Origin of the sequence: Mesorhizobium sp. M2A.F.Ca.ET.043.05.1.1, from assembly GCF_003952445.1 — a bacterium.
Taxonomy (GTDB): Bacteria; Pseudomonadota; Alphaproteobacteria; order Rhizobiales; family Rhizobiaceae; genus Mesorhizobium.
Genome location: NZ_CP034446.1, coordinates 876,592 through 897,570 on the forward strand (window position 1 = coordinate 876,592; position 20,979 = coordinate 897,570).

The 20,979-nt window shown below is 63.7% G+C and carries 18 protein-coding genes and 1 tRNA gene; 18 read left to right on the forward strand and 1 reads right to left on the reverse strand.

Features of this window, described 5'->3' with window-relative positions; all coding sequences use genetic code 11:
• Window positions 1–68: 68 nt before the first annotated feature.
• From EJ069_RS04150 to EJ069_RS04230, 17 genes are all read left to right on the forward strand, one after another.
• Complete coding sequence (locus EJ069_RS04150; protein ID WP_126060209.1) at window positions 69–749, forward strand: NADH-ubiquinone dehydrogenase; 681 nt, start codon at window positions 69–71, stop codon at window positions 747–749.
• 72 nt (window positions 750–821) lie between these two features.
• Window positions 822–2,903 carry an NADH-quinone oxidoreductase subunit NuoG gene (nuoG, locus tag EJ069_RS04155; protein WP_126060210.1) on the forward strand — a complete coding sequence of 694 codons (2,082 nt, stop codon included), beginning with the start codon at window positions 822–824 and terminating at the stop codon, window positions 2,901–2,903.
• Between the two features lie 2 nt (window positions 2,904–2,905).
• Entirely contained in the window at window positions 2,906–3,949 is a 1,044-nt protein-coding gene (gene nuoH, locus EJ069_RS04160) for an NADH-quinone oxidoreductase subunit NuoH (RefSeq protein ID WP_126060211.1), read from the forward strand.
• Window positions 3,949–4,440, forward strand: a complete 492-nt coding sequence (gene nuoI / locus EJ069_RS04165) for an NADH-quinone oxidoreductase subunit NuoI (protein WP_042643165.1) — start codon at window positions 3,949–3,951, stop codon at window positions 4,438–4,440. The genes nuoH and nuoI overlap by 1 nt, the downstream gene beginning before the upstream one ends.
• 229 nt (window positions 4,441–4,669) lie before the next feature.
• Complete coding sequence (locus EJ069_RS04170; protein WP_042643163.1) at window positions 4,670–5,290, forward strand: NADH-quinone oxidoreductase subunit J; 621 nt, start codon at window positions 4,670–4,672, stop codon at window positions 5,288–5,290.
• Window position 5,291: 1 nt separating this feature from the next.
• Window positions 5,292–5,600, forward strand: coding sequence for an NADH-quinone oxidoreductase subunit NuoK (gene nuoK / locus EJ069_RS04175; protein ID WP_040982022.1), 309 nt, complete (start codon window positions 5,292–5,294; stop codon window positions 5,598–5,600).
• 11 nt (window positions 5,601–5,611) lie between these two features.
• A complete protein-coding gene (nuoL, locus tag EJ069_RS04180) occupies window positions 5,612–7,585 on the forward strand; it encodes an NADH-quinone oxidoreductase subunit L (protein WP_126060212.1) in 1,974 nt (657 codons plus the stop codon).
• Window positions 7,585–9,090, forward strand: a complete 1,506-nt coding sequence (locus EJ069_RS04185; RefSeq protein ID WP_126060213.1) for an NADH-quinone oxidoreductase subunit M — start codon at window positions 7,585–7,587, stop codon at window positions 9,088–9,090. Before nuoL ends, EJ069_RS04185 begins: the two co-directional genes overlap by 1 nt.
• Window positions 9,091–9,104: 14 nt before the next feature.
• A complete protein-coding gene (nuoN, locus tag EJ069_RS04190) occupies window positions 9,105–10,541 on the forward strand; it encodes an NADH-quinone oxidoreductase subunit NuoN (RefSeq protein ID WP_126060214.1) in 1,437 nt (478 codons plus the stop codon).
• A gap of 4 nt (window positions 10,542–10,545) precedes the next feature.
• Complete coding sequence (locus tag EJ069_RS04195) at window positions 10,546–11,367, forward strand: biotin--[acetyl-CoA-carboxylase] ligase (protein ID WP_126060215.1); 822 nt, start codon at window positions 10,546–10,548, stop codon at window positions 11,365–11,367.
• Between the two features lie 94 nt (window positions 11,368–11,461).
• Window positions 11,462–13,132 carry a ribonuclease J gene (locus EJ069_RS04200; protein WP_126060216.1) on the forward strand — a complete coding sequence of 557 codons (1,671 nt, stop codon included), beginning with the start codon at window positions 11,462–11,464 and terminating at the stop codon, window positions 13,130–13,132.
• Between the two features lie 120 nt (window positions 13,133–13,252).
• Window positions 13,253–13,657 carry a methylmalonyl-CoA epimerase gene (gene mce, locus EJ069_RS04205; RefSeq protein ID WP_126060217.1) on the forward strand — a complete coding sequence of 135 codons (405 nt, stop codon included), beginning with the start codon at window positions 13,253–13,255 and terminating at the stop codon, window positions 13,655–13,657.
• Window positions 13,654–13,938 carry a DUF1467 family protein gene (locus EJ069_RS04210; protein ID WP_126060218.1) on the forward strand — a complete coding sequence of 95 codons (285 nt, stop codon included), beginning with the start codon at window positions 13,654–13,656 and terminating at the stop codon, window positions 13,936–13,938. The genes mce and EJ069_RS04210 overlap by 4 nt, the downstream gene beginning before the upstream one ends.
• Window positions 13,939–14,511: 573 nt before the next feature.
• Window positions 14,512–15,840 carry a proline--tRNA ligase gene (gene proS / locus EJ069_RS04215; protein WP_126060219.1) on the forward strand — a complete coding sequence of 443 codons (1,329 nt, stop codon included), beginning with the start codon at window positions 14,512–14,514 and terminating at the stop codon, window positions 15,838–15,840.
• Entirely contained in the window at window positions 15,837–17,123 is a 1,287-nt protein-coding gene (locus EJ069_RS04220) for a lipoprotein-releasing ABC transporter permease subunit (RefSeq protein ID WP_126060220.1), read from the forward strand. The genes proS and EJ069_RS04220 overlap by 4 nt, the downstream gene beginning before the upstream one ends.
• Window positions 17,120–17,803 carry an ABC transporter ATP-binding protein gene (locus EJ069_RS04225; protein ID WP_189343105.1) on the forward strand — a complete coding sequence of 228 codons (684 nt, stop codon included), beginning with the start codon at window positions 17,120–17,122 and terminating at the stop codon, window positions 17,801–17,803. Before EJ069_RS04220 ends, EJ069_RS04225 begins: the two co-directional genes overlap by 4 nt.
• A 647-nt stretch (window positions 17,804–18,450) precedes the next feature.
• Entirely contained in the window at window positions 18,451–19,701 is a 1,251-nt protein-coding gene (locus tag EJ069_RS04230; RefSeq protein ID WP_126060222.1) for an SRPBCC family protein, read from the forward strand.
• Between the two features lie 182 nt (window positions 19,702–19,883).
• On the opposite strand, the gene lipB is transcribed toward EJ069_RS04230, so the two are convergent.
• Entirely contained in the window at window positions 19,884–20,627 is a 744-nt protein-coding gene (lipB, locus tag EJ069_RS04235) for a lipoyl(octanoyl) transferase LipB (RefSeq protein ID WP_126060223.1), read from the reverse strand.
• 182 nt (window positions 20,628–20,809) lie between these two features.
• Here lipB and EJ069_RS04240 point away from each other — a divergent pair.
• Window positions 20,810–20,894: transfer RNA gene (locus EJ069_RS04240), tRNA-Leu, on the forward strand.
• The last annotated feature ends 85 nt before the right edge of the window (window positions 20,895–20,979 follow it).

Genomic DNA, 20,979 nt, shown 5'->3' on the forward strand with positions numbered 1-20,979 from the left:
AAATAAGGGCGCAAGCCCGACACGGAAAGCAGGGGCGGGGCATACGAAGAAACGACCAGGAGAACTCAATGGCGCCGTATTCGATACCCTATCCGTTCATGCCTGATTTGGACCAGCTCGAGAAGATGAACCAGGATCTGACCAAGATGATGCCGAAGGAGATGGCCAGCGCCGTCAACCTTCTGGCGCATCCGGTCGCGGGCGCGGCGGCGATGTCGGCGCTCGGCATCGGTTTTGCCAACCATGCCGTCGGCATGTGGATGGGCGCCTTCACCGGCGCGCTGGAAGCTTCGCAGCGCATGTTCCAGCCTTTCCTCGACGATCTCGAGGCGCAGAGCGAAGCGGCCGCCAATGCGTCCAAGGCGCGCAAGGCGACCGAGACGCTGATCGCCGAGGCGCAGACCTTTGCCAGGGACGTGACCGATATCGCGGTGAACGCGACCGAGAAGGCTCTCGACACGACCGGAGCCGATATTGTCGCCCAGCCGGCAGCGGCCGCATTGATGCCCGAGGATTTCAGGCAACCGAAGGCCGTCGACAAGCCGGCGAAGCCGTCGGACCTGAAGGCGATTTCGGGTATCGGACCGAAGCTTGAGAAGGTGCTCAACGGTCTCGGCATCTGGACCTATGAGCAGATCGCGGCCTGGACGTCGCAAGAGATAGCCTGGGTGGAAGATTATCTGTCGCTCGCCGGCCGCATAGGCCGCGACGACTGGACTGCGCAGGCGGCGGCGCTCGCCGCGAAGTGATTTGAAAAGCCGGGCGCGGTGCAGACCGCGCCCGGAAGATGGATTGCGGATATCCGCAGAGGTTTGAGGCGAATGGCAAAGCTAAAGGTCGACGGGAAAGAGATCACGGTACCCGACCATTACACGCTGCTGCAGGCGGCCGAGGACGCCGGCGCGGAAGTGCCGCGCTTCTGCTTCCATGAGCGGCTGTCGATCGCCGGCAATTGCCGCATGTGCCTGATCGAGGTGAAGGGCGGCCCGCCCAAGCCGCAGGCCTCCTGCGCCATGGGCGTGCGCGACCTGCGCCCCGGCCCGAATGGCGAGCCGCCGGAAATCTTCACCAACACGCCGATGGTCAAGAAGGCCCGTGAAGGCGTGATGGAGTTCCTGCTGATCAACCATCCGCTCGATTGCCCGATCTGCGATCAGGGCGGCGAGTGCGACCTGCAGGACCAGGCGATGGCGTTCGGCGTCGATTCCTCCCGCTATCACGAGAACAAGCGCGCGGTCGAAGACAAGTATATCGGCCCGCTGGTCAAGACGGTGATGAACCGCTGCATCCACTGCACGCGCTGCGTCCGCTTCACCACCGAAGTCGCCGGCATCTCCGAGCTCGGCCTCATCGGCCGCGGCGAGGATGCCGAGATCACCACCTATCTCGAACAGGCGATGACGTCGGAGCTGCAGGGCAATGTCATCGATCTGTGCCCGGTCGGCGCGCTGACCTCCAAGCCGTTCGCCTTCCAGGCGCGGCCCTGGGAACTGACCAAGACGGAATCGATCGACGTCATGGATGCAGTCGGCTCGGCGATCCGCGTGGACTCCCGAGGCCGTGAAGTGATGCGCATCCTGCCGCGCGTCAACGAGGCGGTGAACGAGGAGTGGATCTCCGACAAGACCCGCTTCATCTGGGACGGCCTGCGCACGCAGCGCCTCGACCGCCCCTATGTGCGCAAGAACGGCAAGCTCGCTCCGGCAAGCTGGGCGGAAGCCTTCGCGGCGATCAAGGACGAGGTGGGCAAGACGGCGCCCGAGCGGATCGGCGCGATCGCCGGCGATCTCGCGGCGATCGAGGAAATTTACGCGCTGAAGCTTCTGATGAACGCGCTCGGCTCGAAGAACATCGACTGCCGCCAGGATGGCGCCGCCCTCGATCCGTCGCTCGGCCGCGCCAGCTACATCTTCAACCCCACCATCGAAGGCATCGAGCAGGCCGATGCGGTGCTGATCATCGGCGCCAATCCGCGCTTCGAGGCTTCGGTGCTCAATGCCCGCATCCGCAAGCGTTGGCGCGTCGGCAACCTGCCGGTCGGCGTGATCGGCGAGATCGGCGACACACGCTACGATTACGAGCTTATCGGCGCCGGGCCGGAATCGCTGAAGGATCTCGCCGACGGCAACGGCAAGTTCTTCGAGGTGCTGAGCAAGGCCACGCAGCCGCTGATCATCGTTGGCCAGGGCGCGCTGGCGCGCACGGATGGCGCGGCGGTGCTCGGCCAGGCGGCGAAGCTCGCCACCGCCGTCAACGCGGTGACGCCCCAATGGAACGGTTTTGCGGTGCTGCACAACGCCGCTGCGCGCGTCGGCGGCCTCGATGTCGGCTTCGTGCCGGGCGAGGGCGGCAAGGACGTGGCCGGCATGCTGGGCGACACCGATGTGCTCTTCCTGCTCGGCGCCGACGAAATCGACATGGCCAAGACCGGCGGCGCCTTCGTCGTCTATATCGGCACGCATGGCGATGCCGGCGCGCACCGCGCCAATGTCATCCTGCCGGCTGCCGCCTACACCGAAAAGTCCGGCACCTATGTGAACACGGAAGGCCGTGTGCAGCAGACCAACCGCGCCGGCTTCGCTCCCGGCGAGGCGCGCGAGGACTGGGCTATTCTGCGGGCGCTTTCCGACGTGCTTGGCAAGAAGCTGCCTTTCGATTCGCTGGCGCAGCTGCGCGCCAAGCTCTATGGCGAATTCCCGCATCTCGCCCGCATCGACCAGGTGCAGGCCGGCAGCGCCGACGATATCGCCAAGGTGGCGAAGCTCGGCGGCCGGCTAAACAAGGGCACCTTCACCTCGTCGGTGAAGGACTTCTACCTGACCAACCAGATCGCGCGGGCGTCGGCCGTGATGGCTGAATGCTCGGCGCTGGCCAAGAGCGGCTTCAAGCAGGCGGCGGAATAAGCATGGACACTTTCCTCTCGATTTACGTGCTGCCGGCGCTGCTGATCCTTCTGAAGTCGGTCGTGCTGATCGTCGTGCTTTTGATCGGCGTCGCCTACCTGCTCTATGCCGACCGCAAGATCTGGGCGGCGGTGCAATTGCGTCGCGGTCCGAACGTCGTCGGTCCGTGGGGCACGCTGCAAGCCTTTGCAGACCTTTTGAAATTCGTCTTCAAGGAGCCGGTGATTCCATCGGGCGCCAACAAGGGCGTGTTCCTGCTGGCGCCGCTGGTGTCGGCTGTGCTGGCGATCTCGGCCTGGGCGGTCATTCCGGTCAATAACGGCTGGGCGATCGCCAACATCAATGTCGGCATCCTCTATGTCTTCGCCATCTCCTCGCTCGAGGTCTATGGCGTGATCATGGGTGGCTGGGCGTCCAACTCGAAATACCCGTTCCTCGGCGCGCTGCGCTCGGCCGCGCAGATGGTGTCCTACGAAGTCTCGATCGGCTTCGTCATCGTCACCGTGCTGCTCTGCGTGGGATCGCTCAACCTCTCCGACATCGTGCTGTCGCAGCAGGACGGGCTCGGCACCAGGCTCGGCCTGCCCAACACCTTCCTCGACTGGCATTGGCTGTCGCTGCTGCCGATGTTCGTGGTGTTCTTCATCTCCGCGCTTGCCGAGACCAACCGCCCGCCTTTCGACCTGGTGGAGGCGGAATCGGAACTCGTCGCCGGACATATGGTCGAATATTCGTCGACACCGTTCCTGCTCTTCTTCCTCGGCGAGTATGTCGCCGTCGTCCTGATGTGCGCGCTGGCGACCATCCTGTTCCTCGGCGGCTGGCTGCCGCCGTTCAATTTCGCGCCCTTCACCTGGATACCGGGGGTGATCTGGTTCGTGCTGAAGATCTGCCTGATGTTCTTCATGTTCTCGATGGTGAAGGCTTTCGTGCCGCGCTACCGCTACGACCAGCTGATGCGGCTGGGCTGGAAGGTCTTCCTGCCGATCTCGCTGTTCATGGTCGTGGCCACCGCGGCCTTCCTCAAGATCACGGGGTTTGCGTGATGTCCGCTCTGGCCCAGGCCGCAAAATCGCTGCTGCTGAAGGATTTCGTCAGCGCCTTCTTCCTGTCGATGCGCCAGTTCTTCGCGCCGAAGGAGACGATCAACTATCCGCACGAGAAGGGGCCGACCAGCCCGCGCTTCCGCGGCGAACATGCGCTGCGCCGTTATCCGAACGGCGAGGAACGCTGCATCGCCTGCAAGCTGTGCGAAGCGATCTGCCCGGCGCAGGCCATCACCATCGAGGCCGGCCCGCGCCGCAACGACGGCACGCGCCGCACCGTGCGCTACGACATCGACATGGTGAAGTGCATCTATTGCGGCTTCTGCCAGGAAGCCTGCCCTGTCGACGCCATCGTCGAGGGGCCGAATTTCGAGTTCGCGACCGAGACGCGCGAGGAGCTTTACTACAACAAGGAAAAGCTGCTCGCGAACGGCGATCGCTGGGAGCGGGAGCTGGCGCGCAACATCGCGCTGGACTCGCCTTATAGGTGATTAGCGTGCTTCTGCCCGTTCACGGGGAGAAGATGCCGGCAGGCAGATGAGGGCGGCGCCAGCTTCTGGAAACTTGGCGTTACCCCTCATCCGGCCCTTCGGGCCACCTTCTCCCCGTAAACAGGGAGAAGGAACAAGAAAGTGGACGGCGCAACGTCGTCCGTCTAAGGAACACGCGGTTTCGAACCGGAGGCGGGTCGGAGTCGAAATTTGGAACCCGGGGGAACCCATGCTGAGTGGACTAGAGGCGGCCTTTTTCTACCTCTTCGCCTTTATTGCCGTGGCGTCGGCCTTCATGGTCATTTCGTCGCGCAACCCCGTGCATTCGGTGCTCTTCCTGATCCTCACCTTCTTCAACGCCGCAGGCCTGTTCATGCTGACCGGCGCCGAGTTCCTGGCGATGATCCTGCTCGTCGTCTATGTCGGCGCGGTGATGGTGCTGTTCCTGTTCGTCGTCATGATGCTCGACGTCGACTTCGCCGAGATGAAGCAGGGCGCACTGCAATATGCGCCGATCGGCGCACTGGTCGGGCTGATCCTGGCGGCGGAGCTGATCATCGTGCTCGGCGGCTACACATTCGCGCCGCAGCTGGCCTCGACGGTAGCCAAGGCGACGCCGGACCTCGCCACGCGTTCCAACACGGCGGCGCTCGGCGACATCCTCTATACGGACTACCTCTATTATTTCCAGATTTCCGGCCTGGTGCTGCTGGTCGCCATGATCGGCGCCATCGTGCTGACGTTGCGCCACAAGCCGGGCGTCAAGCGGCAGTCGATCGCCGCGCAGGTCGGACGCACGCCGGCGACGGGCATGGAAATCCGCAAGGTCAAAACGGGCGAGGGCATCTGAGATGGTCGTCGGCATTGCACATTACCTGACCGTATCGGCGATCCTGTTCACGCTCGGCGTGTTCGGCATCTTCCTGAACCGCCGCAACATCATCGTCATCTTGATGTCGGTCGAGCTCATCCTGCTCGCGGTCAACATCAATTTCGTCGCGTTCTCGGCGGCGCTGCATGACCTCGTCGGACAGGTGTTCGCCCTGTTCGTGCTGACGGTCGCGGCCGCTGAAGCCGCGATCGGTCTTGCCATTCTTGTCGTCTTCTTCCGCAACCGCGGCTCGATCGCGGTCGAAGACGTGAGCGCGATGAAGGGTTGACGGGAACCACCATGTATCAGGCTATCGTCTTCCTTCCGCTGCTCGGCTTCCTGATTGTCGGCCTGTTCGGCAATTCGCTCGGCGCCAAGGCTTCCGAATACATCACGTCCGGCTTCCTGGTGATCGCGGCTATCCTGTCCTGGATCGCCTTCTTCACCGTCGGCTTCGGGCATGGCGAGGTGTTCACCGTGCCGGTGCTGCGCTGGATCCAGTCGGGCGGCATCGACGCTTCCTGGGCGCTCAGGATCGACACGCTGACGGTGGTGATGCTGGTCGTCGTCAACACGGTGTCGGCGCTGGTTCACATCTATTCGATCGGCTACATGCACCACGATCCGAACCGGCCGCGCTTCTTCGCCTATCTGTCGCTGTTCACCTTCGCGATGCTGATGCTGGTGACCGCCGACAACCTGATCCAGATGTTCTTCGGCTGGGAAGGCGTCGGTCTCGCCTCCTACCTGCTGATCGGCTTCTGGTACAAGAAGCCGTCGGCCAACGCCGCCGCCATCAAGGCCTTCGTCGTCAACCGTGTCGGCGACTTCGGCTTCGCGCTCGGCATCTTCGGCGTGTTCGTGCTGTTCGGCTCGGTCAATCTGAGCACAGTGTTTGCCAATGCGGCGTCATTCCTGCCGGCCGAGGGCGCGCCTGCCGGCGCCGCCGTGCTGACTTTCCTCGGCCATGCGCTCGACAAGCAGACGGCGCTGACCGTGGTCTGCCTGCTGCTCTTCATGGGCGCCATGGGCAAGTCGGCGCAGGTGCCGCTGCACACCTGGCTGCCGGACGCCATGGAAGGCCCGACGCCGGTCTCGGCGCTCATCCACGCGGCGACCATGGTGACCGCCGGCGTGTTCATGCTGGCCAGGCTTTCGCCGCTGTTCGAGCTGTCGCATTCCGCGCTGACCGTCGTCACCTTCATCGGGGCCTTCACCGCCTTCTTCGCGGCGACCGTCGGTCTCGTCCAGAACGACATCAAGCGCGTCATCGCCTATTCGACCTGCTCGCAGCTGGGCTATATGTTCGTGGCGCTCGGCGTCGGCGCCTATGGCGCGGCGATCTTCCATCTGTTCACGCACGCCTTCTTCAAGGCGCTGCTGTTCCTCGGCTCCGGCTCGGTCATCCACGCGGTGTCCGACGAGCAGGACATGCGCAAGATGGGCGGGCTGCGCAAGCTGATCCCGACCACCTACTGGATGATGATTGTCGGCACGCTGGCGCTGACCGGCGTGGGTGTTCCGGCAACGGTGATCGGCACCGCCGGCTTCTTCTCGAAGGACGCCATAATCGCGACCTCCTTCGCCAGCCACAATGCGGTCGCCGGCTTTGCCTTCATCCTGCTGGTCGTCGCCGCCTGCTTCACAAGCTTCTATTCGTGGCGCCTGATTTTCATGACCTTCCACGGCGAGCCGCGCGCCAGCCACGAGGTCATGCACCATGTCCATGAATCGCCGCCGGTGATGCTGGTGCCGCTCTATGTGCTGGCGGCTGGCGCGCTGTTCGCGGGCATCATTTTCCATGGCGCTTTCATAGGCGAGGGCTATGCCGAATTCTGGAAGGCGTCGCTGTTCACGCTGCCGGACAACCACATCCTGCACGAGATCCACGAACTGCCGCTCTGGGTGGAACTGGCGCCGTTCGTGGCCATGGTGATCGGCCTGCTGGTTGCCTGGAAGTTCTATATCCGCTCGCCGGAACTGCGTCGCAGCGTCGCCGCCAACCACCGCCTGCTCTACGCCTTCCTGCTCAACAAGTGGTACTTTGACGAGCTCTACGACTTCCTTTTCGTGCAGCCGGCCAAGCGCCTCGGCAGGTTCCTGTGGAAGACCGGTGACGGCACCATCATCGACGGGTTCGGCCCCGACGGCATCTCGGCGCGCGTCGTCGACGTCACCAACCGCGTCGTCAAGCTGCAGACCGGCTACCTCTACCACTATGCTTTCGCCATGCTGATCGGCGTGGCCGCTCTCGTCACCTGGATGATGCTCTGATGACCGACTGGCCAATCCTCTCGCTGGTCACCTTCCTGCCGCTGGTTGGTGTTCTCTTCATTCTGCCGATCAGCGACGACAGCGAAAACGCGCGCCGCAACATCCGCGGCATCGCGCTTGCGACGACCACTTTCACCTTCCTGGTGTCGCTGTTCATCTGGAAAGGCTTCGACAATTCGCAGGCCGGCTTCCAGTTCGTCGAGAAATACGCCTGGCTGGATTCGGGCATTTCCTACCACATTGGCGTCGACGGCATCTCGATGCTGTTCGTCATCCTGACGACCTTCCTGATGCCGCTTTCCATCCTCGCCTCCTGGGAAGCGATCGAGAAGCGGGTCAAGGCCTATATGATCGCCTTCCTGATCCTCGAGACGCTGATGATCGGCGTGTTCTGCGCGCTCGACATCGTGTTGTTCTACGTCTTCTTCGAGGCCGGCCTGATCCCGATGTTCATCATCATCGGCGTGTGGGGCGGCAAGCGGCGCGTCTATGCCTCGTTCAAGTTCTTCCTCTACACGCTCGCCGGCTCGGTGCTGATGCTGCTCGCCATCATGGCGATGTTCTTCCAGTCGGGCACCACGGACATCCCGACACTGCTGACGCATCAGTTCCCGGCCAACATGCAGACCTGGCTGTGGCTGGCCTTCTTCGCGTCCTTCGCGGTGAAGATGCCGATGTGGCCGGTGCACACCTGGCTGCCTGATGCCCACGTCGAGGCGCCGACGGCGGGCTCGGTCATCCTGGCGGCCATCCTCTTGAAGATGGGCGGGTACGGCTTCCTGCGCTTCTCGCTGCCGATGTTCCCGGAAGCGTCGGCGATGTTCGCGCCTCTGGTGTTCACCCTCTCGGTCGTCGCCATCATCTACACCTCGCTGGTGGCGCTGATGCAGGAGGACATGAAGAAGCTGATCGCCTATTCGTCGGTCGCCCATATGGGCTTCGTGACCATGGGCATCTTCGCGATGAATCAGGAAGGCGTGCAGGGCGCGATCTTCCAGATGCTCAGCCACGGCCTCGTGTCTGGCGCGCTGTTTCTGTGCGTCGGCGTCATCTACGACCGCATGCATACGCGCGAGATCGACGCCTATGGCGGCCTCGTCAACAACATGCCGAAATACGCCACCGTGTTCATGATCTTCACCATGGCCAATGTCGGCCTGCCGGGCACCAGCGGCTTTATCGGCGAGTTCCTGACCATGCTCGGCGTGTTCAAGGTCAACACCTGGGTGGCGTTCTTCGCCGCGACCGGCGTCATCCTGTCGGCGGCCTATGCGCTCTGGCTGTATCGCCGGGTGATCTTCGGCGCGCTGACCAAGGACAGCCTGAAGAACCTGCTCGATCTTTCGCCGCGTGAGAAGGCGATCATCTACCCGCTGGTGGTGCTGGTCATCTTCTTTGGCGTCTATCCGGCGCCGGTGTTCGATGCGACGGCCCAATCGGTCAAGTCGCTCGTCACCAACGTCACCGCATCCATCAATTCCGCGCAGACCGCGGCGGCGAACTGACTGGGGAATAGACCATGACGCCGGACCTTCTCTCCAGCCTTTCGCTGTCGACGCCGGAACTGATCCTCGCTGTCGGCGCGCTGGTGCTCCTGATGATCGGAGCCTATTCGCGCTCCAATAACACCATGACGGTGACCGGCCTGGCGGTCCTCGTGCTGGTGGTGGCCGGACTCTGGCTCGCCTTCTCCGGCGGGCAAGGCGCTGCCTATGGCGGCGCCTTCGTGCAGGATGCCTTCGGCGCCTTCATGAAGATGCTGGCGCTGATCGGATCGGCGGTTTCGCTGGTCATGTCGATGCGCTTTGCGCGTCAGGAGCATTTCGACAAGTTCGAATTCCCGGTCCTGGTGCTGCTCTGCACGCTCGGCATGCTTCTGATGATCTCGGCCAACGGCATGATCGGGCTTTATCTCGGGCTCGAGCTGCAATCGCTGGCGATCTATGTGCTGGCGGCGATCAACCGCGACAATTTGCGCTCGACCGAAGCGGGCCTGAAATATTTCGTCCTCGGCGCGCTGTCCTCGGGCATGCTGCTCTACGGCATCAGCCTCGTCTATGGCTATACCGGCAACACCGGCTTCCAGGAGATCGCGACGGCCCTTGGCAGCGGCGAGCGCCAGCTCGGCCTCGTCTTCGGCCTGGTGTTCGTGCTCGCTGGCCTCGCCTTCAAGATCTCGGCCGTGCCGTTCCACATGTGGACGCCGGACGTCTATGAGGGCGCGCCGACCCCGATCACCGCCTTCCTGGCCGCGGCTCCGAAGATGGCGGCGATGGCGCTGATCGTGCGTGTCACCATGGGCGCCTTCAAGCCGATCGCTTCGGACTGGCAGCAGATCGTCGTCTTCATCTCGATCGCCTCGATGGCGCTCGGCGCGTTCGCGGCCATCGGCCAGACCAACATCAAGCGCCTGATGGCCTATTCCTCGATCGGCCATATGGGCTACGCGCTGGTCGGCCTTGCCGCCAACAGCCAGGCCGGCGTGCGCGGCGTCGCCATCTACATGCTGATCTATCTTGTGATGACGCTCGGCACCTTCGCCTTCATCTTGGCCATGCGGCGCAAGGAAGGCAATGTCGAGCAGATCAGCGACCTTTCCGGTCTCGCCTCCACCAACCCCGTCATGGCCACCATCCTCACCATCCTGATGTTCTCGCTGGCCGGCATTCCGCCGCTCGCGGGCTTCTGGGGGAAGTGGTATGTGTTCCTCGCCGCCATCAACGCGCATCTTTACGCGCTGGCGATCATCGGCGTTCTGGCCTCGGTGGTGGGCGCCTACTACTATCTGCGCATCATCAAGATCATGTGGTTCGACGAGCCTGTCGGCGGCTTCGTGCCGATGGCGAGCGAATTGCGCCTGGTGCTCGGCGTCAGCGGCGCCTTCGTGCTGTTCTACGTGCTGATCGGCGGACCGATCGGCAGCTATGCCGAAGCCGCCGCGAAGACCTTCTTCTGACGGGATGGCGTTTCGGCTGGCTCCAACCGCGGCGTCGGAGGGGTTCCGGCTCGAGGCGCATGACAGCGTCGGCTCCACCAACGCGCTGGCGCTGGAGCACGCGCGCGCCGGCGATCCCGGCAAGCTCTGGGTCGTGTCGAAGAAGCAGGAGAGCGGCCGCGGCCGGCGTGGCCGCGCCTGGGCGACGCCGGAAGGCAATCTTGCGGCGACACTGCTCCTGGTTCCGGGCGGCGAGCTGCGGCTGGCAGCGACCCTCGGCTTCGTCGCGGGGCTGGCGCTGGCCGACGCGCTCGACGCCGTCGTGCCGAAAGGCCGGATCGCTGTTGCCTTGGATGGCGCGAGCCAGGGGCGCAACCGCTTCGAGCTGAAATGGCCGAACGACGTGCTGGCCTCGGGGGCCAAGCTTGCCGGGATCCTGCTGGAATCGGCGATGCTCGAGGGCGGCCGTTTCGCGGTCGCCATCGGCATCGGCGTCAATGTCGTGGCTTATCCCGAGGACTTGCCTTATCCGGCGACCTCGCTCAGCGCGCTCGGCGCCGATTGCGATGCCGAAACGCTGTTCCTGGCGCTTTCCGATGCCTGGAGCGAGAATGCCCGGATGTGGGATGACGGGCGCGGGCTCGATGCCATCAGAAAGCGCTGGCTTGCCCGCGCGGCGGGGCTCGGCGGCGAGGTTGCTGTCAGAATTGACGGCAATGTGGTGCGCGGCGTCTTCGAAACCATTGACGAGGACTGCCGTTTCGTGATCCGCGACGATGAAGGATCGGTTTTGACGATCGCGGCGGGCGACGTGCATTTCGGCGCTGTCGCCTCGGCCCGGGTATAGTTTTATTTTGCGCCGTTCCGGACGAAGTCATTGACTACGGTTGTCCCGGAATTGCTCCAACGGCTTGGCCTGACGGCCAGGAAGGAAAGAATTCATGGCGAATAGAGAAAACGCCGAACTCGTCTTCGCGCCGCTGGGCGGCGTCGGCGAGATCGGCATGAATTTCGCCCTTTATGGTTATGGGCCCGCTGATGCGCGCGAATGGATCGTCGTCGATGTCGGCGTCACCTTTCCCGATAGCGCGCATCCCGGCGTCGATCTCATCCTGCCCGATACGCGCTTCATCGAGGAGAACATCGACGGCTTGCGCGGCATCGTCATCACCCACGCGCATGAGGACCACTACGGCGCGCTGCTCGATATCTGGCCGAGGCTCAAGGCGCCGGTCTGGATGACGCCGTTCACCGCAGGCCTGCTCGAAGCCAAGCGGCAGGGCGAGCAGAACGCGCCGAAGATTCCGGCATCGATCTACCGGGCCGGCGAGAAATTCACCATCGGACCTTTCGAGATCGAGGCCATTCCGGTGGCGCACTCGATTCCCGAGCCAATGTCGCTGGCGATCACCACGCCGGCCGGCACTGTCATCCATACCGGCGACTGGAAGATCGACCCCGAGCCGACGATCGGGCCGAAGACCGACGAGGCGCGGTTCCGCGCCTATGGCGACAAGGGCGTGCTGGCGCTGATCTGCGATTCCACCAACGCGTTGCGGGAAGGGGAGTCGCCGTCGGAAGTGGCGGTGGGCGAAGGCCTCAAGGGCGTCATCGAGAAGGCCAACGGCCGCGTCGCGGTGACTACCTTCTCCTCCAATGTCGGGCGCATCGTCTCAATCGCCAGGGCGGCGCGCGATGCCGGCCGGCAGTGCCTGGTGCTCGGCCGCTCGTTGAAGCGCGTCATCGATGTGGCGGGCGAGCTCGGCTACATGGACGGCCTGCCGGAGTTCATTGCCGAGGAAGATTATGGCTATATCCCGCGCGAGAACCTGGTGATCATCTGCACCGGCAGCCAGGGCGAGCCGCTCGCCGCGCTGGCAAAGCTGTCGCGCGACGAGATGAAGTCGGTGGCGCTGACGGCCGGCGACACGGTGGTGTTTTCCTCGCGTACCATTCCCGGCAACGAGAGGGCGATCCTGGAAATCAAGAACCGGCTGATCGACCTCGGCATGAAGATCATCGAGGATGGCGACGCGCTTGTGCATGTGTCGGGCCATCCGCGCCGCAGCGAATTGCGCAAGATGTATGAATGGGTGCGGCCGCAGATCGGCGTTCCCGTGCATGGCGAGGCGGCGCATCTGGTGGCGCAGGGCTCGCTGATGTCGATGTCGGGCATCGGCCAGGTGGCGCAGGTGCGCGACGGCGACCTGCTCAGACTCTGGCCCGGCCCGGCGACGATCATCGACCAGCTGCCGTTCGGCCGGCTGTACAAGGACGGGTTCTTGATCGGCACCGACCAGGCGATGGGCATACGCGACCGCCGCAAGCTCTCGTTCGCCGGCCATGTCGCGGTCAATGTCGTGCTCGACGACAAGTACGAGCTTGCCGGCGATCCCGACCTGGTGGCGATCGGCGTGGCCGAGGCGGATGCCAGCGGCGAGACGCTGGAAGACCTGATGCTCGATGCGGCAATCGGCGCGGTGGACTCCATTCCGCGCCAGCGCCGAAAAGACCTTGACCTGGTGCAGGAAGCCGTGCGCCGCGCCGTGCGCGCCGCCGCCAACGAGGCCTGGGGCAAGAAGCCGCTGGTGACGGTGTTCGTCACGCGGTGACGAATAAGGGAATAGGGGAGTAAGGCAGTAAGGCAGCAAGGGAGGAACGAGTACTCGCTTTCTTCAATCTTGTTTTCCCTACTGCCTTACTGCCTTACTCCCCTAAAAGCGGAGCGCTTTATGCTTGGACGCCTGAACCATGTCGCGCTTGCCGTGCCGGATTTGGCTGCGGCGTCGGCCGCCTATCGCGATATGCTGGGCGCGCGATTGAGTCCGCCGCAGGCGCTGCCGGAGCATGGCGTGACGGTGGTGTTCGTCGATGTCGGCAACACGAAGATCGAGTTGCTGGAGCCGCTGGGCGATGCCTCGCCGATCGCGGCGTTTCTCGAGAAAAACCCTTCGGGCGGCATGCACCATGTCTGCTACGAGGTCGACGATATCCTGGCCGCGCGCGACCATTTGAAGGCGAGCGGCGCACGGGTGCTCGGCGACGGCAACCCGAAGATCGGCGCGCATGGCAAGCCGGTGCTGTTCCTGCATCCCAAGGATTTCTTCGGCACGCTTGTCGAGCTGGAGCAGGCATGAACTGGGTCCTGTTCGCGGCGCTGTTCTTCGTCACCTGGTGGCTGGTGCTGTTCATCGTCCTGCCGTTCAGCCTGCGCACGCAGGACGACGACAGGGATGTCACGCTTGGCACGGTTTCCAGCGCGCCGCGCGGGCCGCATATGCGGCGCGCCTTCCTGCGCGCGACCGTCGTGACGGTGGTCGTGATGGGTATTCTCTACGGCCTGACGATGGGCCTGGGATTCAGCTTCGACGACATCATGCAGATCATGCCGGACTTTAGTCCGAATACCCATCACTGACGCGGACACAGTTCTCCGCAAGTATTGCGAAGCATGCGCGCGCAAGGGTTGAGATCGGAAGCCGGCTTCCGATTTTCGCGAGCGCAAGACGGTCAAGCTGTTTGGCAGAGGGTTGGGCTAAGCAGATGATTGCACAAAAAAAATGCAAGGCACGAGGCCTTGCAATTTAAACGCGTCCGATCCGTTTCCGGTGTCCGGCGGCAGCGAGTTACCGCGCCTAGATCGCATCCTCCCAAGACTTTGACCGCGTAGGAGAGCAGATTTTTCTCCGCCCTCTCGGTTATCGGCGCACACTAGACCAAGGCAGGTGAAAATGTCACGAAGAATTTTGCCCGGAAACGGGCAATATCGTGCTGCACTGCACAATAGTGCGGCAAGGCTTGCTTGTGAATCGATCAAAAAGCCATTTGCGGCACTTTGCAGCCAAAATCGCCTTTTTGGTAAGGAGCAGAAGGCCCGATACTTTGGGGCACTCGGGTTTCCATTCGGCCATGAAATGGCTATGAAGCCCGGGCAAGCAGCCTCGGTTGCGCCGATTCCCCCGCGCCGCCATTTTCATTCACGGACCAGTCCATGCGTTTGTCGCGCTACTTCCTGCCCATTCTCAAAGAAAACCCCCGCGAGGCCGAGATCGTCTCGCACCGGCTGATGCTGCGCGCGGGCATGATCCGCCAGCAGGGGCAGGGCAGCTTTTCGTGGCTGCCATTGGGCAAGCGCGTGCTGGACAAGGTTTGCCAGATCATCCGAGAGGAGCAGAACCGCGCCGGCGCGCTGGAAATCCTGATGCCGACCATCCAGTCGGCGGATCTTTGGCGCGAAAGCGGCCGTTACAACGACTACGGCAAGGAGATGCTGCGCATCAAGGATCGCCAGGATCGCGACATGCTCTATGGTCCGACCAACGAAGAGATGGTCACCGAGATCTTCCGCGCCTACGTCAAGTCCTACAAGGACCTGCCGCTCAATCTCTACCATATCCAGTGGAAGTTCCGCGACGAGGTGCGCCCGCGCTTCGGCGTCATGCGCAGCAGAGAGTTCCTGATGAAGGACGCCTATTCCTTCGACCTCGATTTCGAGGGCGCCAGGGCCGCCTACAACCGCATGTTCGTCTCCTATCTCAGGACGTTCACGCGCATGGGCCTGCAGGCCATCCCGATGCGCGCCGACACCGGCCCGATCGGCGGCGACCTCAGCCACGAGTTCATCATCCTGGCCGAGACCGGCGAGAGCCAGGTGTTCTGCGACCGCGCCTATCTTTCGCTAGACGTGCCGGGCGCGAACACCAACTTCTCCGACGATGCCGAGATCGGCGGCATCGTGACGAAATGGACGACGCCTTACGCGGCCACCGACGAAATGCATGACGAGGCTGCCTGGGAGAAGGTCGCCGAAGGCGACCGGCTTTCGGCGCGCGGCATCGAGGTCGGCCATATCTTCCATTTCGGCGAGAAATACTCCAAGCCGATGAACGCCAAGGTGACCGGCCCCGACGGCAAGGACCATTTTGCGTCCGGCGGTTCCTACGGCATCGGCCCGTCGCGGCTGGTCGCGGCGATCATCGAGGCGAGCCATGACGAGAACGGCATCATCTGGCCGGAAGCGGTGGCGCCTTTCGACATCGGCCTGATCAACATGAAGGTCGGGGACGCCGACTGCGACCGCGTCTGCGACGAGCTTTATGCGGCGCTGACCTCGGCCGGCAAGGACGTGCTCTATGACGACACCGACCAGCGGCCGGGCGGCAAGTTCGCCACCGCCGACCTGATCGGACTGCCGTGGCAGGTGATCGTCGGTCCGCGCGGCGTGGCGGCAGGCGAGGTCGAGATCAAGAACCGCAAGTCGGGCGAGCGCGAGACGCTGCCGATCGCCGAGGCCAGGAAACGCCTGGGTATCGCCGCATGAGCGAGGCGGCGACAGCGGCCAGGTCAGGGGCGGGCGCCTTTTCCGGCTTCGAGCGCATGGTGGCGTGGCGCTATCTGCGCTCGCGGCGCAAGGAGACGGTGATCTCGGTCATCGCCTCGATTTCCTTCCTCGGCATCATGCTTGGCGTCGCGACGCTGATCGTCGTCATGGCGGTCATGAATGGTTTCCGCGCCGAGCTGCTCACCCGTATCCTCGGGGTCAACGGCCATCTCATCGTGCAGCCGCTCGATTCGCCGCTGGAGGATTACGCCCAGGTGGCGAGCCGCATCAACGGCGTCTCAGGCGTCAAATATGCCATCCCGCTGATCGACGGCCAGGTACTGGCGCAAGGCAATGTCGGCGGCGGCACGGGCGCTCTGGTGCGCGGCATCCGCGGCGAGGACCTCGGCAAGATCTCGATCGTTTCCAGCAACATCAAGCAGGGCACGCTCGAGGGTTTCGACACCGGCGAGGGCGTGGCGATCGGCAAGCGCATGGCGGAAAGCCTCGGGCTGGTGCTCGGCGACACCATCACGCTGATCTCACCGGACGGCGACGTGACGCCGCTCGGCACGACGCCGCGCATGAAGGGCTACAAGGTGGCGGCGATCTTCGAGGTCGGCATGTCGGAATATGACAGCTCGATCGTCTACATGCCGTTTTCGGAAGCGCAGCTCTATTTCAACATGGACGGGCGTGCGCAGACCATCGAGATCTATGTCGACAATCCCGACAATGTCGATGCGCTGAAGCCGCTGGTCGAGCAGGCGGCGCAGCGGCCGGTCGACCTCGTCGACTGGCGCCAGCGCAACGAGACCTTCTTCTCGGCGCTGCAGGTCGAGCGCAACGTCATGTTCATGATTCTCACGCTGATCGTGCTGGTGGCGGCGCTCAACATCATTTCGGGCCTCATCATGCTGGTGAAGGACAAGGGCCACGACATCGCCATCCTGCGCACGATGGGCGCCTCGCGCGGCGCGATCCTGCGCATCTTCCTGATGACGGGAGCGGCGATCGGGGTCACCGGCACGCTCGCCGGCGTGCTGCTCGGCGTCGTCATCTGCATCAACATCGAATCGATCCGCCAGTTCTTCTCGTGGATGACCGGCAGGATACTGTTCAACCCCGAGCTCTATTTCCTCAGCCAGCTGCCGGCGAAGATGGACCCGCGCGAGACGACCTATGTCGTCATAATGGCGCTGGGCCTGTCCTTCATTGCGACGGTGTTTCCGGCCTGGCGGGCCGCCCGGCTCGATCCTGTCGAAGCCTTGAGGTACGAGTGATGGCCGAAGCCATTATCGAGCTGAAGGGCGTCGAGCGGCACTACGTCCAGGGGCCGCGCAAGCTCACCATTCTGAACGGCGCCGACTTTTCGCTCAGGCGCGGCGAGATGGTCGCGCTGGTCGCGCCATCGGGTTCCGGCAAGTCGACCTTGCTGCATACGGCGGGACTGCTGGAGCGGCCCGATGCTGGCGACGTGATCCTTGCCGGCCGCGCCTGTGGCCGGCTCTCCGACGAAGAGCGAACCGCGATCCGCCGCAACGATATCGGTTTCGTCTACCAGTTCCATCATCTGCTGCCGGAATTCTCGGCGCTCGAGAACATCATGATGCCGCAGCTGATCAAGGGGCTTCCTCCCAAGGAGGCGTCGGAGCGGGCGGCCCAGCTTCTGGATTACATGCAGATCGGCAAGCGCGCGCAGCACCGGCCGGCCGAGCTTTCCGGCGGCGAGCAGCAGCGTGTCGCCATTGCCCGCGCGGTCGCCAATGCGCCGCTGGTGCTGCTGGCCGACGAGCCGACCGGTAATCTCGATCCGACGACCGCCTCCTATGTCTTCGACGCGCTCGAAGCGCTGGTCCGGCAATCGGGGCTGGCGGCGCTGATCGTCACCCACAACCACGAGCTGGCCTCGCGCATGGACCGGCGGGTGACGCTGGCCGAGGGCAAGGTGGTGCCGCTTTAGGTCCCAATGTCGTCATCCAAGGGCGAAGCTCCGCGAAGCGGAGCGAAGACCCTAGGATCCATTCCGTTACCTCTGCCGACGAATACAACGCCGCAGAACCGGCAGAGGGCGGCTCCTGGAAGCCTTGTTCTGCATCGTAGCGAAGCATCAATCTCTCGGAATGGATTCTAGGGTCTGCGCGCGTCGCTTCGCTCCTTGCTCCGCCCTAGAATGACGAAGCCATCGGCGTGTTGGCCAATCGCAAATGCCTGCGGTGTGCTCGCGCAGCAAGCCCGCTAACCTTTCCTTAACCCTGCCCAAACGGACCGGCTGAATTTGCTCCGCCGGGCTATCGACGGTCGTTGACATTCGAACAAAATTAGAACAAATTACGAACATACTAACAACGGAGAGAGTTATGTCTGATCTGGTTCAGGATGTCGTCTCGCTGGTTTGCATGAGCACCTTTCTCGTTTCCATGGCGATCTGGATCGGCGCCATGTGATCAGGCGGCCTTGCCGCCGCTGTTTCGGGCGGGCGAGGGCCCGCCCTTGCGGGATGGGCAAGAACCTGGGACGGGCAAGAGCCCGGCCATTGTTGTTAAGTCTTTCTTGGCCGCGCCGACGTAGGCTGCCCATCCAGACAGGAGCCCAAGACAGGGGAGCCAAGTGTCGGTCTTCGTCACGGTCACCCTCGTGGCCGGCAATCTCGGACTGATCTTCCTTTTGATGACCGTGCCGCTCGGGTCGCGCACGGTGACGGTCAGCCGCGTGATCAAGGCCGACCGCGAGCGCCTCTGGCAGGCGTTGTGGCCGTTCGGCAGCGACGCCGGGTGGTCCGGGGAAATCCTCTCCGCCGAGCCGCTCGACCAAGAGGGGACGGCGCTGATCAGATTGTCCTGGGACGGCCGGGACGGGCGGCCGATCGAACGCAAGTCGCGGTTCGAGGATGTCAGCGACGGCAGCCGCTTCTCGATGACCGTCATCGAGGACACGGCGCTCGATCCGTCGTTCTGGGCGGACTATCGCGAGACCGCCGCGCTTGTGCCGGAGGGGGATGCCACGCGGGTCACGCTCACACAAACCGACCGATATCGCGGCGTTGCCTTCCTGGTTTTCCGCTTCTTCGCCATGCGCCGCGAGCTGCGCAAGCTGGATGTCTGGGCGGCAACCGGTACCTATCGCAAGGGCGGCTGGTTCGAGCATCCGCTGAGCCAGATCGGTTTCGCCGTGCTCTCGGCCCTGATCCTGTGGCCGTTCTTCGGCCTCAGTATCGGCGGGCTGGCGCTGGCCGCGATCCTGACCTCGGTGGTCGCCCTGCACGAGCTCGGTCATATGGCCGCCTTCCGCCTGACGGGACATCGCCGGGCGCGCATGATCTTCATCCCGCTGCTTGGCGGCATTGCCATCGGCGGCAGGCCCTATGACAGCCGCTTCGAGGTTGCTTTCGTGGCGCTGATGGGCGCCGGCTTCTCCGCTTTCCTGGTGCCGGTGCTGATCGCCGCCAGCGGCCTCGCCGGCAGCGAAGGACATCGCCTGGCCGCGACGCTTTTGGCCACGCTTGCCGGCTGCGCATCGCTGTTCAACATCGCCAATCTGGTGCCGGTGTGGAAATTCGACGGCGGCCAGGTGCTGCGCCAGATCTGCCCCGGCCCGGCGGTACTCGCGCTGGCGTCCTTCCTGCTCTTGTCCGCGCTTCTCGCGCTTGGCTGGCGGGCCGGTTTCTCGCCGAGTTTCCTGCTGATCGCCGGCGCGGTGTTCTCTATCCTCAGCCTGATCACCGTGGGCAGCGGCGTGAAGCCGCGTCACGAGCTGAAGCCGATCAAGACCTTCGACCGATTGGTCATGGCCGGCGCTTTGCTCGCGGTCTTCGCCATCCATGGCTATGGGATGCTGTGGGCCTCCGCGCAGCTCATGTAGGGTGTGTCGATATTCAGGTGAGGCCGGCCTACAAATGTCGGCTTCCTGCGCTTCCGGTGCTCGCGTACTATAAGTACGCTCCGCTCCGGTTCTCGGAACCCGCCTTGTTTGGTCGCTTCGCGCCCGTCTTCGACTCCGACTCGGCCTGACCTGAATCTCAACACACCCCTAGGCGGAGCGGCTTAGCCGGCCTTCCGAACTGGCTCCGCGGTCGGAACGGCGGCAGGTCCGAACACATCCTCGAAAGCGGCTTTCAGCGCCAGGTCGAGGTCGGCCATCGTGACCGGCAGGCCGAGGTCGACGAGGCTGGTCACGCCATGGTCCGAGACGCCGCAGGGCACGATGCCGCTGAAATGGCCGAGGTCCGGCTCGACATTGATGGCGATGCCGTGGAAGCTCACCCATCGCCTCAGCCGGATGCCTATTGCCGCGATCTTGTCCTCGGCCGGCGAGCCGTCGGGCAGGGCCGGCCGATCCGGTCGCACCACCCAGACGCCGACGCGGTCCTCGCGCCGCTCGCCGAGCACGTTGAAGGCGGCAAGTGTTTCGATGATCCATTGCTCGAGCGCCGCAACGAAGGCGCGCACATCCTCGCGCCGGCGCTTGAGGTCGAGCATGACATAGGCCACGCGCTGTCCCGGACCGTGGTACGTGTATTCGCCGCCGCGACCCGCGGCAAAGACCGGAAAACGGTCGGGATCGATCAGGTCTTCGCCACGCGCGCTGGTTCCGGCGGTGTAGAGCGGCGGATGCTCGACCAGCCAGACCATCTCGCCGGCAGCGCCGCTGCGGATCGCTTCGGCGCGCGCCTCCATGAAGGCCAGCGCGTCCGGATAGGAGGTGAGGCCGGGTTCGATCACCCATTCCACCGGCGCCGAGCCGGGCAGGGGCAGGAACGACGTGGCGATCTGGCTGCGTTCTGTCATGGAACTTTCTCGATGTTCCTCTCATATGGCGGCAATTGGCCAAAACGTCCAGTTTCACCGGTGTGAAGCCGGGCCGTAGAGCGTTGTGCAAATGAGCGACGAATATTCCGCTCAGCGCACTTGTTTCGCCGGAAACGATTTGCTACAGGCCCCGGGCCGGACGGTTCCGGCTCCTACCACGTGCGGTCGTGGCGGAATTGGTAGACGCGCAGCGTTGAGGTCGCTGTGGGGCAACCCGTGGAAGTTCGAGTCTTCTCGACCGCACCAGAAATTTTCAAAAAAGCCGTGTAATCCTATGGTTGCATGGCTTTTTGATTTTTCATCCCTGATTAATCCACCTTTAGCGAAGTGA

Coding starts and splice junctions, on each gene's coding strand:
- proS (WP_126060219.1), top strand. CDS start 14,512: ATGCGTTTGTCGCGCTACTTCCTGCCCATTCTCAAAGAAAACCCCCGC.
- nuoG (WP_126060210.1), top strand. CDS start 822: ATGGCAAAGCTAAAGGTCGACGGGAAAGAGATCACGGTACCCGACCAT.
- nuoN (WP_126060214.1), top strand. CDS start 9,105: ATGACGCCGGACCTTCTCTCCAGCCTTTCGCTGTCGACGCCGGAACTG.
- EJ069_RS04210 (WP_126060218.1), top strand. CDS start 13,654: ATGAACTGGGTCCTGTTCGCGGCGCTGTTCTTCGTCACCTGGTGGCTG.
- nuoI (WP_042643165.1), top strand. CDS start 3,949: ATGTCCGCTCTGGCCCAGGCCGCAAAATCGCTGCTGCTGAAGGATTTC.
- EJ069_RS04220 (WP_126060220.1), top strand. CDS start 15,837: ATGAGCGAGGCGGCGACAGCGGCCAGGTCAGGGGCGGGCGCCTTTTCC.
- EJ069_RS04200 (WP_126060216.1), top strand. CDS start 11,462: ATGGCGAATAGAGAAAACGCCGAACTCGTCTTCGCGCCGCTGGGCGGC.
- nuoL (WP_126060212.1), top strand. CDS start 5,612: ATGTATCAGGCTATCGTCTTCCTTCCGCTGCTCGGCTTCCTGATTGTC.
- EJ069_RS04185 (WP_126060213.1), top strand. CDS start 7,585: ATGACCGACTGGCCAATCCTCTCGCTGGTCACCTTCCTGCCGCTGGTT.
- EJ069_RS04195 (WP_126060215.1), top strand. CDS start 10,546: ATGGCGTTTCGGCTGGCTCCAACCGCGGCGTCGGAGGGGTTCCGGCTC.
- nuoK (WP_040982022.1), top strand. CDS start 5,292: ATGGTCGTCGGCATTGCACATTACCTGACCGTATCGGCGATCCTGTTC.
- EJ069_RS04150 (WP_126060209.1), top strand. CDS start 69: ATGGCGCCGTATTCGATACCCTATCCGTTCATGCCTGATTTGGACCAG.
- nuoH (WP_126060211.1), top strand. CDS start 2,906: ATGGACACTTTCCTCTCGATTTACGTGCTGCCGGCGCTGCTGATCCTT.
- EJ069_RS04170 (WP_042643163.1), top strand. CDS start 4,670: ATGCTGAGTGGACTAGAGGCGGCCTTTTTCTACCTCTTCGCCTTTATT.
- lipB (WP_126060223.1), bottom strand. CDS start 20,627: ATGACAGAACGCAGCCAGATCGCCACGTCGTTCCTGCCCCTGCCCGGC.
- mce (WP_126060217.1), top strand. CDS start 13,253: ATGCTTGGACGCCTGAACCATGTCGCGCTTGCCGTGCCGGATTTGGCT.